This is a genomic window from Streptomyces sp. MAI_2237 (assembly GCF_054189285.1).
This window is the reverse complement of sequence record NZ_JAJPGQ010000003.1, coordinates 139,149-154,268: the sequence shown is the minus strand read 5'-3', so window position 1 is coordinate 154,268 and position 15,120 is coordinate 139,149. Positions and strand designations below refer to the sequence as shown.

12 protein-coding genes and 2 pseudogenes are annotated in these 15,120 nt (G+C 70.2%); 7 read left to right on the top strand and 7 right to left on the bottom strand.

From position 1 onward, the window contains the following. Nucleotides 1-65: 65 nt before the first annotated feature. The 7 genes and pseudogenes from LN251_RS10935 to LN251_RS10905 form a co-directional block, all read right to left on the bottom strand. Nucleotides 66-1,691, bottom strand: a complete 1,626-nt coding sequence (locus LN251_RS10935; protein WP_458244257.1) for a penicillin-binding transpeptidase domain-containing protein — start codon at nt 1,689-1,691, stop codon at nt 66-68. Between the two features lie 94 nt (nt 1,692-1,785). After that, on the bottom strand, nt 1,786-1,917 hold the full coding sequence (locus tag LN251_RS10930; protein WP_458246810.1) for a hypothetical protein: 132 nt from the start codon (nt 1,915-1,917) through the stop codon (nt 1,786-1,788). Nucleotides 1,918-2,230: 313 nt separating this feature from the next. Continuing rightward, on the bottom strand, nt 2,231-2,512 hold the full coding sequence (locus LN251_RS10925; RefSeq protein ID WP_458246809.1) for a hypothetical protein: 282 nt from the start codon (nt 2,510-2,512) through the stop codon (nt 2,231-2,233). Between the two features lie 179 nt (nt 2,513-2,691). Further along, a pseudogene (locus tag LN251_RS10920) lies at nt 2,692-3,221 on the bottom strand (IS5 family transposase); the annotation flags it as partial. A 747-nt stretch (nt 3,222-3,968) separates the two neighbouring features. Beyond that, nucleotides 3,969-4,244: pseudogene (locus tag LN251_RS10915) on the bottom strand (hypothetical protein); the annotation flags it as partial. Nucleotides 4,245-4,898: 654 nt separating this feature from the next. Beyond that, on the bottom strand, nt 4,899-5,306 hold the full coding sequence (locus LN251_RS10910) for a hypothetical protein (RefSeq protein WP_458244256.1): 408 nt from the start codon (nt 5,304-5,306) through the stop codon (nt 4,899-4,901). A gap of 646 nt (nt 5,307-5,952) precedes the next feature. Further along, a complete protein-coding gene (locus tag LN251_RS10905; RefSeq protein ID WP_458244255.1) occupies nt 5,953-7,692 on the bottom strand; it encodes a dolichyl-phosphate-mannose--protein mannosyltransferase in 1,740 nt (579 codons plus the stop codon). Nucleotides 7,693-7,788: 96 nt separating this feature from the next. Between LN251_RS10905 and rsmI the strand changes: the two genes are divergently transcribed. From rsmI to LN251_RS10870, 7 genes are all read left to right on the top strand, one after another. Next, entirely contained in the window at nt 7,789-8,649 is an 861-nt protein-coding gene (gene rsmI, locus LN251_RS10900; protein WP_458244254.1) for a 16S rRNA (cytidine(1402)-2'-O)-methyltransferase, read from the top strand. A 244-nt stretch (nt 8,650-8,893) separates the two neighbouring features. Then, nucleotides 8,894-9,307, top strand: a complete 414-nt coding sequence (locus LN251_RS10895) for a hypothetical protein (protein ID WP_458244253.1) — start codon at nt 8,894-8,896, stop codon at nt 9,305-9,307. A gap of 46 nt (nt 9,308-9,353) precedes the next feature. Further along, a complete protein-coding gene (locus LN251_RS10890) occupies nt 9,354-10,241 on the top strand; it encodes a TatD family hydrolase (RefSeq protein ID WP_458244252.1) in 888 nt (295 codons plus the stop codon). 117 nt (nt 10,242-10,358) lie between these two features. After that, a complete protein-coding gene (locus LN251_RS10885; RefSeq protein ID WP_458244251.1) occupies nt 10,359-11,903 on the top strand; it encodes a ubiquitin-like domain-containing protein in 1,545 nt (514 codons plus the stop codon). A gap of 44 nt (nt 11,904-11,947) precedes the next feature. Then, the gene (gene rsmA, locus LN251_RS10880; protein WP_458244250.1) at nt 11,948-12,856 is read left to right on the top strand and encodes a 16S rRNA (adenine(1518)-N(6)/adenine(1519)-N(6))-dimethyltransferase RsmA; all 909 of its coding nucleotides are present in this window, start codon (nt 11,948-11,950) and stop codon (nt 12,854-12,856) included. Then, complete coding sequence (locus LN251_RS10875; RefSeq protein WP_458244249.1) at nt 12,853-13,761, top strand: 4-(cytidine 5'-diphospho)-2-C-methyl-D-erythritol kinase; 909 nt, start codon at nt 12,853-12,855, stop codon at nt 13,759-13,761. The genes rsmA and LN251_RS10875 overlap by 4 nt, the downstream gene beginning before the upstream one ends. A 184-nt stretch (nt 13,762-13,945) precedes the next feature. Continuing rightward, the gene (locus LN251_RS10870; RefSeq protein WP_458244248.1) at nt 13,946-15,091 is read left to right on the top strand and encodes a peptidoglycan recognition protein family protein; all 1,146 of its coding nucleotides are present in this window, start codon (nt 13,946-13,948) and stop codon (nt 15,089-15,091) included. The last annotated feature ends 29 nt before the right edge of the window (nt 15,092-15,120 follow it).

The following is a 15,120-nucleotide window of genomic DNA, read 5'->3' as shown; positions in this document are numbered from 1 at the left end:
TCCCCGTTGCCCTCAACCATCCCAACGACTGCAACAGCCTAGAGTCCCCAAGCGGAGGGGAAACTTCAGCCTGCCGTCCGTAGCACAGCTGCGACAATCGGGCCCGCCGCCGTGCCGCCGTGGCCGCCCTCCTCGGTCATGGCCGCGGCCGCCATGTCGTCGCGGAAACCGGTGAACCAGCTGTTGGACACGGCCTGCCCGTCGACCTCCGCCGAACCGGTCTTGGCGCCGATGTCCCCGCGGAGCCCGGCCATGGCGTTCACCGCCGTCCCCTGGGTCGCGGTGAGCCGCATCATCTGCCTCAGCTGGGCGGACGTGCTCGCCGACAGCCCCTTCGCGGTGGCCAGTTCGCGGTCGTCCAGGCTCGGCGGGACCAGGTACGGCTGGCGGAAGCTGCCGGTGATGGCGGTCGCGGTGACCGACGCCATGTTCAGCGGGCTCATCTGCACCTGACCCTGGCCGATCGCGTTGGCGGCGCGGTCCGGGCCGCTGACCGCGGGGACCTTGCCGTCGAAGGAGGTGATGCCGGTCTTCCAGTCGTCCCGGCCGAGCCCGAAGCGGTCCTGGGCCTCCTGTGTGAGCGAGGAGTCGGTGAGCGGCTTCTCGTCGATGAGCTTGATGAAGGCGGTGTTGCAGGAACGCAGGAAGCTGTTGGCGAGCGTGGCGTTCTCGTTGGGCGGCATGTTCTTGAGGTTGGTGAAGGTCTGGCTCTGCCAGGTGGCGCTCGGCGGACAGGGCGCCGGGCCGTTCATCGAGGTCACGCCGTTGTCGATGAGCATCGCGGCAGTGATGATCTTCATCGTCGAGCCGGGCGCGACCTCGCCCTCGAAGGCCGCGTTGAACTGGTCCCTGCGGTTGTTGGCCACCGCCAGCACCTCACCGGTGCTGGGCTTGACGGCCACCACCGACGACTGGTCGAACTTCTTCACCGCCGTCTCGGCCGCCGCCTGCGCGCTCGCGCTGATCGTGGTCCGCAGCCGGCCCGCCTTTCCCTTGGCGAGGGTCACCAGCGAGGTGTCGGCCACCCCCTCCGCCTGGTGGTGGACGGCCAGCTCGATCCCGGGAGTGCCGCCCGCCTGGTCGCCGTAGCGCTGGCGCAGGGTGTCGATGACGGGCCCGAGCGAGGGGTATTTCTCCTTGGTCAGCACGGCCCCGTCGCGGTCCACGGCCTCGATCTCGGGGCTCGCCGACTCCCCGGTGACCAGCGTGTCGCCCGTCTTGAGCTGCGGATGGACGACCGACGGCCGCCAGTCCACCAGCGCCCGCCCGGTGGTCCTGCCCCGCACGACCGTCAACTGGCTCTTGTACGTCAGCGGCTTGGACCTGCCGTCGTACGACACCGTCGCCCTGACCGTGAAGGGCACCGTCGCCCCGCTCGCAGCGCCCGGGGTGATCTTCACCTTCTTGATGTGCGCGCTCTCGCCGTAGGCCGTCAGCAGCGGCTCGGCGCCCGCGTCGTCGTTCGTGTACGTCGCCGCTCTGGCCGCCTCCCCCTTCGACCAGGCGGCCAGGAACTTCGCCGACGTCTCCTCGATCTCGTCCTTGCTCGGCGGCCCCGTCTTCACGGACGCCGCTCCGCCGTCGCCGTCACCGTTCAGCGCCGACACGATGTTGAAGGCGCCGTACCCGGCGCCGCCCACCATCACGGCGAACACGCTGCCTATGACGGCGACCTTGACCCCCTTGGCCATCTCTCTCCCCGTTCCCCATACATCGATCCTCCGCACTGTAGGCGGCGGGAGGGGGAGGGGTGAGGGAAGTTGCCCATGTTGGCGAGGAAACCGGCTACACCCAGGTATCCAGCCACATACGTGAACGCCAGTTGTCGATCGGAATCGCGGTGCCGGTGTACAGGGCCAGAGTAGTTGGATTGACCAGCCCGCCATGCGGGATGCTGCTGAACAGGTCGTATGTCACTGGTAGAAGCTGCGAGGGAGCAGCGGGGCCGTCTGTGGGCCGTGATGTTGAACGGGCGGACGCTCGGGATGGTTGGCCCGCTCGGGAGCTCTCGTTGGGTGGTGTGCCCCTGCGCCTGAGCGCGTGCATGCCGTCCTCGGGGGCCGACGCATACCCTTCGCCGCGCTCAGGCTCCGTGATGACCGCTGCGGCCGCCAGAGCGAGTTTCCAGTGGTGTGCGTTGAAGTTGCTCACGCGGACGTGATTGCCTCCGACCCCGCTGAACAAGAGCACTTCGTCACCGGCGGGCCGTCTGACGTACGCCAGGGAAGTGTCACGTCCATCGGGGCGAATTCCTTGGAGGGTCCTGCAGGGCGGCGGCCGCAGCCTTAGGGAGAGGCACGTCACGGACCTTGCCGCCCTTCGGCAGGGCAAACACGTACTTCCCGCGAATGCGCTTGAGCTGGTGGCCGAGTGTCAACCATCCGCCCTCATAGTTGAGTTCATCGACCGACAGATCGAAGATCTCACCCTGTCGTAGGCCGCATCCTGCTCCGGGGTTCACGGTGGCCCGGAAGCGCGGTTCGAGGGCGGCCCGTACGTTGAATACCTGCACAGCCGTCCAGGGGACCACACGGGGCTTGCCGAGCTTCGGGAGTTGCACCGTGCGGGCCCGGCACGGGTTCTTGCTGAGTAGTCCGTCGTCGACCGCCGCGCTCGGCGCGGCTGAGACGGTGCCGACGACGATGCGACTCTGCAGGCACGGTGGCTTCTAGGGCGGCGATACAGGCCCACGGCGACATGGTCCAGGAGCTGGGTGCCGGAGATGGAGTCCTGCACGCTTGCCGCGGTGACCAGCACGGCGAGCAGAAGACAGATGGTGTCGGTGACGATGCTCCGTTTCCGTCCGACGATCTTCTTGCCGGCGTCGATGCCCTGGCTGGTGGCGAGCACACTGGTGGAGGTTTTCACGCTCTGCGCGTCGATCACGCAGGTTGACGGTTCGGCCTCCCGGCCCTCCCTCTGTCGTAAGAGTTGCCTGAGCAGGCCGTTGAGCTGGGTGAATACGCCTTCCTGCTGCCACCTGGCGAAGTAGCCGTAGACCGTGTTCCAGTGCGGGAAGGCGTGTGGGAGGTGGGCCATTGGACGCCGGTGCGGTCCACATACAAGATCGCGTCCATGATGTCGCGCAGGTCATGCTCGGGCGGCCGGCCGAAGTCCAGAGCTCTGCCACGGCGCTCGAAGCGCCAGGCCGCCAGGACCGGCTCGACCAACTCCCAGCGGGCATCGGACAGATCGCTTGGATAAGGACGTCGACTGGGCATGCCTCCCGCGTACCGCTGCTCAACGAGTGCGCCCAGGCGCACAGCGACAACGACGGAAGCACGCAGCCTGGGAAGCCAGGCATCCTGGGATGAGACAGGAACGAGTAGCACTCCGTCCCAACAGTCACACCTCAAGGCCCATCGACCCCAATCACACCGGCGGCCTCCTTCGCATCGCATCCTCAGCCATCGAGAATCCGTCGATAAACAGGCAAGAGAGATGAAAACGACCTCTGAGTCGGCGGTAGCCGGACAGCCACGAGGTTGGGTCGGCCGCGCGGCCATGTGGCTGCCGTGGCAACTCCTTTTTCTCGCGTCCTCCCGCCGAACCGGGCTTGACGCTTTCGCTATCACTCGGCTCTCCAGTGATCACGGCGTGAATGATCTGGCCGCCTGTGCATCGTGGATGCGGTCGTGGCAGGTGTCGCAGGCCACGACTGTTTTGGGGCGCCGGTCGAGCATGACGCGCCCGGTCGGACGGCGGCCATCCGGCGTGAGCGAGGTCGGTAAGGGCGCGGATGTGATGCACCGTGACATCACCAGCGCTCCCGCAGATCTCGCAGGTGCCGCCGAGAGCCGCGTGATCAGCTCTCTGTGCGGGATAGTCTACCCAGACAGGCCGGCGGTCCAAAATCTTCGCCAGACCGCTGTCGATAGAGGGAGTCCTCCGAAACGTGCCACCAGCGGCTTCCTATGCTCCCGCTCGATTCGGGCCTTGAAACAAATTCGGAGACCGTGGTCCATGTCTCCCAATCCTTCGCTTGACTCGATACCTTTGCGGGCGATACGCACGCCGATACGTTTGCGATCGAGTCGGTTTACCCCGCCTCACGCAGTCGGCCCACACTCCAGACCGCGACCAGATCAGGAACCGGCGCAGCGCATAGATGATCACCGCGAACAGCGTCTTATCAGGCTTGTCCTGCGTTCCGCTTCCTGGTGGCCGCACCTGTGACGGGAGATCAGCGCCTCGGAGATCTCCCGCAATCCGTGCGGAACAATCCAACTCCACGCGCCCCCCATATCGCGTCAACGTTCGACTCGCCACGTAGGACACGGTCTTAGTGCGCATCCAGAACAGGCTGGCGATCCCGGGCCGGCTGAGCCCCAGGCCCAGATTGCCGACACAAAAGCTCTTTGGGTGCTCGCAGAAGAACGGACGGGGCGGGTAACCATAAGGGCGCCCGCAAACTCCACGAAGCAGCGGCCGATGCCGGCAGCTTCCCAGCTCTCTTCGCTTGATGCGGGTCCGCGAAAGGTTGGTGACCTCGCCGGTGCGGAGGCGTTCGCCCCGCGCGCCGGCGACGCCGACGGCGGACAGAGCGCGTAGATAGGGGCAAGAGCGTCGGTGTGGGACGCTCCATCGTCCGTGCAGTGGTGCGCGCCCATGACGGAAGAGCGACGGTTGTGCCACGCGCGGCGGCGGCCTGGAAGTCGCGGTCCGGTTGCCGGCCTCACACAACGCGACCCTCGACCGGGAGGATTATTAAGGCTGGCGTTGAGCGAAGACCGCGCCCGCGGGATGGGTTCACAAACAGCGATACGTTCCTTGCGCTGCGAGGCGGAGGAGAAAGGGCGGAGGCTCCTGGCCGGGGGGATTCGGTGCTGAGCGGCCAGAAGTCTCTCTGCCTGGTGGAGGCGAACTGAGCGCCTAAGACACCCTGCTCTCCTTAAGGCTTAGCATTGGTTCAGCGTGCCGCTATCCCAGGAGACATCCGGGTCGTATACCCAGCCCTTAGTTTGCGTGCCCGCGATCCGGCCGAAAATCCATTTATTTCCGTAGTTGTTGATGACGTAGCACCAGTAGTAGAACTTTGTTCCCGAGACGAAGGTTCCCTCGTTGCCGCACGCAGCGTACGGCTTGACTCGAAGGTTAGTGGCTCCTTGGAAGGTGCCTTCGCCACTCGAGTTGTTTCGGATTATGTATGTGATGTCGCAGTTGTCAATGGCGCTAGCGCTTGTTGAGGTGACCCCGACGAGTGACCCCGCCAGGAGTGCGGCGGCCCCAAGTAACGATGCGACGCCCTTCTTGAACTTCACGTCTTTCCCTCCAGGAATGGCAGAACGCGCGAACGACGCGCGCATGACATCTACGATTCTTACGGATCTCCTCTAGACCTTGTGGATCACTAGCTGGTCCTGTTATCGGATCGAAACCTTTGAGCTGCGGCGACAGGGGCAGAGATTTCCCGTCCGAACAGAGGAGGGCCAAAGCCTTATGAAGCGGCTGGTCCGTGCTGCGAGCTCGAAGATGAGATGGTCGGAGGAGGTGAGCGGCCGGGCCGCAGGCTCGGAGCGGCATCTTCTGCTCCATCTGTCGAGGTGGAGCAGGCTCGCGGCGATTTTGAGGCCGTCCTCGCCCGCAAGCGTGCCGTCCTCGGCGGGACCCACCCGAGCACTCTCACCCGGCGCAGCCTCGCAGCGTCTCAGTCCTCTGTCACGGTCGACTGATTGGTCAGAGTTGATGCCTGACCGACGCTTGGCGTGGAGGGAGGCAGGGCCGACGTAGAGAACCTCCGGTCCACCAGGTGTTCCCCGACACTGTTGCGGCGTGAAGAAACCGCCGTTGGGGAAAGGTGGACGAAGCCCGCTGTAAATCTGCCGTAGGGCCCCTCTGGGCGTGTCTGGGCGTGTCTGGGCCGTTCGAGGGCGGTCAGCAGTGACCGCTAGCAACCAACAACGACCAAGAGGGCGCGGCCGCCGGCCGGGCCCTCTTGGTATATCCGCCCAGCTACACCCACGTATCCAGCCACATACGTGAACGCCAGTTGTCGATCGGAATCGCGGTGCCGGTGTACAGGGGCCAGAAGTAGATGAAGTTCCAGGCGATCAGCAGCACCAGGACGCCCGCCCCGGTCGCCCCGGCCACCCGCCGCGTGTCGCTGGAGCCGGGCGGGCCGATGACCGCGCCCAGCAGCATCGCCACCGCCAGGCACAGGAACGGCACGAAGACGACGGCGTAGAAGAAGAAGATCGTCCGCTCCTGGTACATGAACCAGGGCAGGTAACCCGCCGCCACACCGCAGGCGATGGCCCCGGCCCGCCAGTCGCGGCGGAACAGCCAGCGCCACAGGACGTACAGGACCGCGAAGCAGGCCACCCACCACAGCAGCGGCGTGCCGATCGCGAGGACCTCCCGGGCGCACTTCTGGCCCGCGTCGGCGGCGCAGCCGTCCGCGCCGGGCGAGGGGGACTCGTAGAAGTACGACACCGGCCGGCCGTCGACGATCCAGCTCCACGGGTTGGACATGTACGTGTGCGGCGAGGACAGGCCGATGTGGAACTTGTACACCTCGTGCTCGTAGTGCCACAGGCTGCGCAGCCAGTCCGGCAGGAAGGTGAAGTGGCCGCCCCGGCCGTCGGTCGCGGCCCAGTTGCGGAAGTAGCCGCCGGTGCCGTCGGCGGGAGAGAGGATCCAGCGGATCCAGGAGAGCAGGTAGACGGTGACCGCGACGACGGACATCACCACCCACGACACGACCGACTCGGCGGCCCAGATCAGCGTGATCCGGTGGCGGGCGCCCGCCGTCCGGCGCGCCCCGACGTCCCACAGCGCGGCCATCAGGGCGAAGGCGGCCAGGAAGTACAGGCCGTTCCACTTCGTGCCGATCGCGAGTCCGAGCAGCACGGCCGCCGCCCAGCGCCAGGGCCGCAGGCCCAGCCAGGTGGTCTCGGCGACGTGCGCGTCGGGCCGCACCAGCCCGTCCGGGCCCGTCGGCAGCGCGGCCGCGAGTCTGGCGCGCGCTCGGTCCCGGTCGATCACCAGGCACCCGAACGCGGCCAGCACGAAGAACATCAGCACGCCGTCCAGCAGCGCGGTGCGGCTCATCACGAAGTGCAGCCCGTCCACCGCCATCAGCGCGCCGGCCAGGCAGCCGAGGAAGGTGGAGCGGAAGATCCGGCGGCCGATACGGCACAGCATCAGCACCGACAGCGTGCCGAGCACGGCGGTCATGAACCGCCAGCCGAACGGGTCGAACCCGAACATCAGCTCGCCCAGCCCGATCACGTACTTGCCGACCGGCGGATGCACGACATAGGCCGCGTCCGACGGGATCTTGACGTGTCCGTGGGAGGAGATGATCAGGTCATTGGCGTTCTTGTCCCAGTTGACCTCGAAGCCGCGGTGGACGATCGCCCAGGCGTCCTTGGCGTAGTACGTCTCGTCGAATATCACCGCCTTCGGGCTGCCCAGGTGCCAGAACCGCATGACGCCCGCCAGCAGCGTCACCAGCAGCGGACCGCCCCAGCCCGACCAGCGCGCGATCCGGGCCGCGAGCGCCGGCCGCACGCCCAGCACCTGCCACAGACGCGGGCTCGGCTCGACGAACGGCGGCACCAGACGCTCACGGACGTCGCTTCTGGACCCGGCCGAGTATCCGAAGCGGCGCAGCCGCAGCTGCCAGGCCGGCCGCTCGTCTTCGGGGGTCTGGCCTTGCCGGGTGTCCGGGGAGGACGCGGTACTGGTCACCGCGCCATCGTAGGGAACGGTTCTGTGTGAGTCCCGTGCATGGCAGGTAAGGGTTCGAATGCGTTCGCTTCCGTCCCTCCCTGGGAGGATGGGGGCGTGACCGGAATCCTCGTACTCGCAGGCACCCCCATCGGCGACGTCGCGGACGCGCCCCCGCGGCTCGCCCAGGAACTCGCCGATGCCGACGTCGTCGCCGCCGAGGACACCCGGCGGCTCCGGCGGCTGACGCAGGCGCTGGGCGTCACCCCCAAGGGGCGCGTGGTGTCCTACTTCGAGGGCAACGAGTCCGCCCGCACCCCCGAACTGGTCGAGGAACTCGTGGGCGGCGCGCGCGTGCTGCTCGTCACGGACGCCGGCATGCCCTCCGTGTCCGACCCCGGCTACCGGCTGGTCGCCGCCGCCGTCGAGAAGGACATCCGGGTCACCGCCGTGCCGGGCCCGTCCGCCGTGCTCACCGCGCTCGCCCTGTCCGGGCTGCCCGTGGACCGGTTCTGCTTCGAGGGGTTCCTGCCCCGCAAGGCGGGGGAGCGGCTGACGCGCCTGAAGGAGGTCGCCGAGGAGCGGCGCACGCTCGTCTACTTCGAGGCCCCGCACCGGCTCGACGACACCCTCGCCGCGATGGCCGAGGCGTTCGGCGCCGACCGGCGGGCGGCCGTGTGCCGGGAGCTGACCAAGACGTACGAGGAGGTCAGGCGCGGTCCTCTGGCGGAGCTCGCGGAGTGGGCGGCCGACGGGGTGCGCGGTGAGATCACCGTGGTCGTGGAGGGGGCGCCCGAGCGGGGCGCGCAGGACCTGAGCGCCGAGGAGCTCGTGCGCCGTGTGCGCCTGCGCGAGGAGGCCGGGGAGCGCCGCAAGGAGGCGATCGCGGCCGTCGCGGTCCAGGCCGGGCTGCCCAAACGCCAGGTCTTCGACGCGGTTGTGGCCGCGAAGAACGCACCTTCGGCGAGTGGTTCGTGAGGCTTTCGTAAACTGCGCCACACCCCCTCTGAGCAGGGCGCATCTCGCCTGAGCGAGCGCCCCACGGACAGGCAAAGGGCTGTCGTCGAAGGCAAAGCCCCAGGGCGTGAGCGGGGGCGCTATGGCAAGGAAAGTCCAAATCGGCTCCAACACTCGACAGCCCTGCTGCAATCGCGCCGCCGGAGGCGTCCACTGGTCGAAGGGACGCACCCGTCCCTTTGTCCAGCGGACAAGAGGAGCTGGCATGAGCGAGATCGAAGGACTGACCGCCCTGCGCGGCGCGGCCACCGCAGTCGTCCACGAGTCGTACTCCTTCGCCTGTATGCGCTGCGGGCACGGCTGGGAGCAGTCCTACGAGATAGAGCACCACAGGGACGGCGACGGCCACGAGTTCGTGATGTACGTGGCGAACGGGCAGATCGTCCCCTCCCCGCTGTCCAGGCCCACGTGCAAGAACTGCGACGCCCACGTCGTGCGGATCATGCGGCCGGGCCGGGTCTCCGCCGCGCACGACGCCGCGCACCGGTCCCACCGGGCCGCCCCGCAGGCCGGGCCCGTTGAGGCGCCGGAGCCGGTCGCCGACGGCGCGGAGCCGAAGGAACACCACCACTGGCATCTGTCCGATCTCCTGCACCCCTTTCAGCGCAAGGCGGGCTGACAGCTCCCTGGGCCGGGAGGGCATGCCCCTTTCGTAGGATCGGGACATGCCTTCCTCCAGCGAGAAGACCGGCGACAAGAGCGCGCCGCCGCTCCCGGCGCCCCTCGGGGTGCCCGTCGCCGACTCCCACACCCACCTCGACATGCAGTCCGGCACGGTGGAGGAGGGGCTCGCCAAGGCCGCGTCGGTGGGCGTGACCACCGTCGTCCAGGTCGGCTGCGACGTACGCGGCTCGCAGTGGGCGGCCGAGACCGCGGCGGCGTACGACGCCGTCCACGCCACCGTCGCCCTGCACCCGAACGAGGCGCCCCGCATCGTGCACGGCGACCCCGACGGCTGGTCCCGCCAGGGCGCGCGCCAACCGGGGGGCGCCACGGCGCTCGACGAGGCGCTCGCCGAGATCGACCGCCTGGCCGCGCTCCCCCACGTCAAGGGCGTCGGCGAGACCGGCCTCGACTACTTCCGCACCGGGCCCGAGGGCAAGGAGGCGCAGGAGCGCTCCTTCCGCGCCCACATCGAGATCGCCAAGCGGCACGGCAAGGCGCTCGTCATCCACGACCGCGACGCCCACGCGGACGTGCTGCGCGTGCTGAAGGAGGAGGGCGCGCCCGAGCGCACCGTCTTCCACTGCTACTCCGGCGACGCCGAGATGGCCGAGGTGTGCGCCGCCGCCGGCTACTTCATGTCCTTCGCCGGCAACGTCACCTTCAAGAACGCCCAGAACCTGCGCGACGCGCTGGCGGTGGCCCCGGCGGAGCTGCTCCTGGTGGAGACCGACGCGCCCTTCCTCACCCCGGTGCCGTACCGCGGACGGCCCAACGCCCCGTATCTCATTCCGGTCACGGTGCGCGCCATGGCCGCCGTCCGGGGTGTCCACGAGGACGTCCTGGCGACGGCACTCGCCTCGAACACGGCCCGCGCCTTCGGTTACTGACCCATAACGCACGACTGTGCGTAGCCGAGTCGCTTTGGAGAGTGACGGTCGCTCCGCTAGGTTCTGTGGGCCCGATCCGGACCCCGCTGGACCCAACGGCCCCTGGAGCGTGTCGGCGTGAGCAACTCGCAGTACGAGACGTATGAGACGTACGGCCCGGCCGCGCCGGCCGAGTCCTACCCACTGCCGGGGTACGACGGCTTCGGCGCCGACTTCGGTGACGGCTTCGGTGACGCCTTCGACGACGGCTTCGGCGACCGCTTCCATGAGGACCTCGGCGGGGACTTCGACCCCGGTTTCGACGTGCACGGCGCGCTGACCCTTCCGGCGGCGCACGTGATGCCGGAGGCGATGGTGGTGTCCGGTTCGCTCGGGGCGTACGGAGACTCGTACGCGCCTGCGTACGAGGTGCACGGAAGCGGTGCCGACGGGGCGCGCGAGCCCTACGAGACGGCGCTGCCGCGCCAGACGGGGCGCGCGGTGAGCGAGGGGGCGCCCGCCGCGGTTGCGCGCGCCGTCGCGGGCGGGCGCGGTGCGCGCCGGCGCAAGGTGCGCTCCATCGAGCGCTCCGACAGCTCCGTGCGCCGCCTGCTGCCGCAAGCCCTGGTCGTCGCCTTCCTTGCCGGCGGCACCTCCGCGTTCGTCGCCAACGACAAGGCGATCGAGCTGACCGTCGACGGCAAGCCCCGCACCCTGCACACCTTCGCCGACGACGTGACGGAACTCCTCGCGCAGGAGGGCGTCGCCGTCGGGGCGCACGACGTGGTCGCGCCCGCCCCCGGCACCGCGCTCGCCAGCGGCGACGAGGTGGCGGTGCACTACGGCCGCCCCGTGCGGCTCACGCTCGACGGCCACCGGCGCGAGGTGTGGACGACGGCGCACACCGTGCAAGGGGCGCTCGACCAACTGGGCGTGCGCGCGAAGGGCGCGTACATGTCCGTCTCGCGCTCCCAGCCCATCGGACGCGCCGGCCTCGCCCTCGACGTCCGCACCGAGCGCGTCGTGACGATCATGGCCGACGGCCGCGCCCGCACCGTCCGCACGAACGCGGCGACCGTGCGCGAGGCGGTCGAGGAGGCCGGCGTCACCCTGCGCGGCGAGGACACGACGTCCGTCCCGGGCGACAGCTTCCCGCGCGACGGGCAGACGGTGACCGTGCTGCGCGTGACGGGGAGCGAGCAGGTCCGCGAGGAGCCGATCCCGTTCGAGACGGAGCGCAGGAACGACCCCACCCTGTTCAAGGGCACGGAGGTCGTCGAGCAGACCGGGCAGCCGGGACTGCGGCGCGACACCTACGCCCTGCGGACCGTCAACGGCGTCCGGCAGAAGCCGCGCAGGACCGACTCCGACGTGGTGCGCGCGCCGCGCAAGCAGATCGTGCGCATGGGCACCAAGCCGCTGCCGGCGTCCGTGCACGGGGCGGACGGCCTCGACTGGCACGGGCTGGCGGCGTGCGAGTCGGGCGGCCGGCCGGACGCGGTCGACCCCTCGGGGACGTACGGGGGCCTGTACCAGTTCGACACCCACACCTGGCACAGCCTCGGCGGCAGCGGGCGGCCGCAGGACGCGACGGCGCAGGAGCAGACGTTCCGGGCGAAGAAGCTGTACGTGCGGCGCGGGACCAGTCCCTGGCCGCACTGCGGGACGCGCCTGCACGGGTGAGCCGCGCGGACGGGGGCGCGGCGGCGCCCCCGTAGTCTTGTCCCGTGAGCAGCAGCCCCGCCCCAGACGCCCTCCTCGGGCCCGCCGACGTACGTGAACTCGCGGCAGCCCTCGGTGTGCGTCCCACCAAGCAGCGCGGTCAGAACTTCGTGATCGACGCGAACACGGTCCGCCGAATCGTCCGCATCGCCGAGGTCCGGCCCGACGACGTGGTGGTGGAGGTCGGCCCCGGGCTCGGCTCGCTCACGCTCGCGCTGCTGGAGGCCGCCGACCACGTCACCGCCGTGGAGATCGACGACGTCCTGGCCGCCGCGCTGCCCGCGACCGTCGCGGCCCGCATGCCGGAGCGCGCCGGCCGTTTCGCGCTGGTCCACTCCGACGCGATGCACGTCGCCGAGCTGCCCGGCCCGGCCCCGACCGCGCTGGTGGCGAACCTGCCGTACAACGTCGCCGTACCGGTCCTGCTGCACATGCTCGACACCTTTCCGAGCATCGAGCGCACCCTGGTCATGGTGCAGTCCGAGGTCGCCGACCGCCTCGCCGCCGGGCCCGGTTCGAAGGTGTACGGCGTGCCGTCCGTGAAGGCCAACTGGTACGCCGACGTGAAGCGGGCCGGGGCCATCGGACGGAACGTCTTCTGGCCCGCGCCGAACGTCGACAGCGGCCTCGTGGCGCTCACCCGGCGCACCGAGCCGGTCAGGACCACCGCCTCCAAGGCCGAGGTGTTCGCCGTGGTCGACGCCGCCTTCGCGCAGCGCCGCAAGACGCTGCGGGCGGCGCTCGCCGGATGGGCCGGGTCGGCCGCGGCGGCGGAGGCGGCACTGGTCGCCGCCGGGGTGTCGCCGCAGGCGCGCGGCGAGGCGCTCACCGTCGAGGAGTTCGCGCGTATCGCAGAGAACAAGGGGGCCGGCGCCGCCGGGCCCTTCGACCACAAGGAGCCCCGTCCCCAGTGAGCGTCACCGTCCGCGTCCCCGCCAAGGTCAACGTGCAGCTCGCGGTGGGTGCCGCCCGACCCGACGGCTTCCACGACCTGGCCAACGTCTTCCTCGCGGTCGGCCTCTACGACGAGGTGACCGTGACGCCGGCCGAGGAACTGCGCGTGACCTGCGAGGGCGCCGACGCCGAGCAGGTCCCGCTGGACCGTACGAACCTCGCCGCGCGGGCCGCGATCGCCCTCGCCGAACGGCGCGGCATCGAGCCGGCCGTGCACCTCCACATCGCCAAGGACATCCCGGTCGCCGGCGGCATGGCGGGCGGCAGCGCGGACGGCGCGGGCGCGCTGCTGGCCTGCGACGCGCTGTGGCGTACGGGCGCCTCGCGGGCGGAACTGCTCGCGATCTGCGCCGAGTTGGGCAGCGATGTGCCGTTCAGCCTGGTCGGCGGGGCGGCGCTGGGCATCGGGCGCGGCGAGCAGCTGACCGCGCTGGAGGTGGGCGGCGTCTTCCACTGGGTGTTCGCGATGGCCGGGCGGGGCCTGTCGACGCCGGCCGTGTTCCGGGAGTTCGACCGGCTCACGGCCGGCCTCGACGTCCCCGAGCCGGTCGCCTCGCAGGAACTGCTCGACGCCCTCGCGAAGGGCGACGCGGACGCGCTCGCCGCCGCCGTCTCCAACGACCTGCAGCCCGCCGCCCTCTCGCTCTTCCCGGAGCTCGCCGACACCCTGGCCACGGGCCGGGCGGCCGGCGCCCTCGCCGCGCTCGTCTCCGGATCGGGGCCGACGACGGCGTTCCTCGCCCGGGACGCCCGGTCGGCGGCGAAGGTGGCCGAGGCGCTGGAGGCCTCGGGCACGTGCCGCACGGTGCGGACGACGTCGGGCCCGGCGCCGGGCGCGACGGTGCTCGGGGGCGCGTCGGCGTAGGGGCGCGGCGGTGTTCAAGGGCGACTCGAGGTAGGGGCGCGCCCGCGCGGCGATCTTCGCCCGATCTCCACAGCGGCCTCCCACGCCCGCGGTACGGGTGGGGTGCGTGCGGCCGATAGGGTCCGTTGACACTTCAAGCGCTGCTGTTGCGCGTCACGACCTCTGCACAGCCGAAGGATCACTCGTGCCCGAGCCCGAACCCCCCACCCCCGCACCCGCCTCGCACCGCCGCAAGCGGTCCCTGTCCCGTCGCGGCGCGCTCGGCGCCGGAGTGGCCGTGGCCGGGGCCGCCGTCCTGACGCCGGCCGTCTTCGCGGCCACCGAGTCCGACCCCGCTTCCGCGCCGGACGCCGGTGCCCGTTCCGGGGCCGCCTCCGGGGGCGCCCCCGCCACCACGCCGCAAAGGTTCCCGGCCACCCGCTCGGCCGCCGCCACCGGTGCCGGCACCGCCACCACCCCCTTCGCCGCCTCCTGGGTCGGCGTGCGCTGGAACGGCGACCCGGGCGGCGCGGACATCCGCTTCCCCGGCCACACCGGGTTCCGGCCGCTCACCGGCGGCTGCGCGACCGTCGACGGCGGCGGCACGGCCCTGGTGGCGGCCGGCGACGCCAGGACGTACGAGGTGCGGGCGGAGGAAGGCACGACGGACGTGCGCTCGCTCGCGATCGACACCGCCCACGGGCCGGCCCGCACCGTCCAGGTGCCCTCGCAGCCCACGCGCGTGCGTGGCGTGCGCTACCTGTCACGGCCGGCGTGGGGCGCCGACGAGTCCAAGCGGTACAAGGACGGGAAGGTCAACTCCCCGGAGAAGTACTACGCGCTGCAGTCGGTCACGGTCCACCACACGGACACCCCGAACGGCGACGCCGACCCGGCGGCGACCGTGCGCGCGATCTACGAGTACCACGCGGTCACCCTGGACTGGGGCGACATCGGCTACCACTTCCTGATCGACGAGGCCGGCGACGTCTACGAGGGCCGCTACTCCGGTGACGACGGCATCCCCGCGTTCAACGCCGACGGAGACCTGGTCACCGCCTTCCACACCGCCGGCTACAACTCCGGCAACCTCGGCATCGCCCTCCTCGGCACCTTGACCGACCAGGGTCCCACCGACGCGGCCAAAGCCTCGCTGACCCGCCTGATCAAGGTGATCGCCCGCTTCAAGGGCCTCGACCCGAAGGCGCAGATCAGCTACACCAACCCGGTCAACGGCGTCACCAAGACGGTCACGACGGTCGGCGGTCACCGCGACTGGCTCCAGACCGAATGCCCCGGCCAGACGATGTACGACCTCCTGACCGAGGTCCGCGCGGCCGCCTCCCGCTGATCCCGGGTTTTCCACAGGCCAACCGGCTC

Excerpts from the sequence above, each read along its gene's own strand:
- LN251_RS10935 (WP_458244257.1), bottom strand. The coding sequence starts at position 1,691 with ATGGCCAAGGGGGTCAAGGTCGCCGTCATAGGCAGCGTGTTCGCCGTG.
- LN251_RS10890 (WP_458244252.1), top strand. The coding sequence starts at position 9,354 with ATGCCTTCCTCCAGCGAGAAGACCGGCGACAAGAGCGCGCCGCCGCTC.
- LN251_RS10910 (WP_458244256.1), bottom strand. The coding sequence starts at position 5,306 with ATGCGCGCGTCGTTCGCGCGTTCTGCCATTCCTGGAGGGAAAGACGTG.
- LN251_RS10895 (WP_458244253.1), top strand. The coding sequence starts at position 8,894 with ATGAGCGAGATCGAAGGACTGACCGCCCTGCGCGGCGCGGCCACCGCA.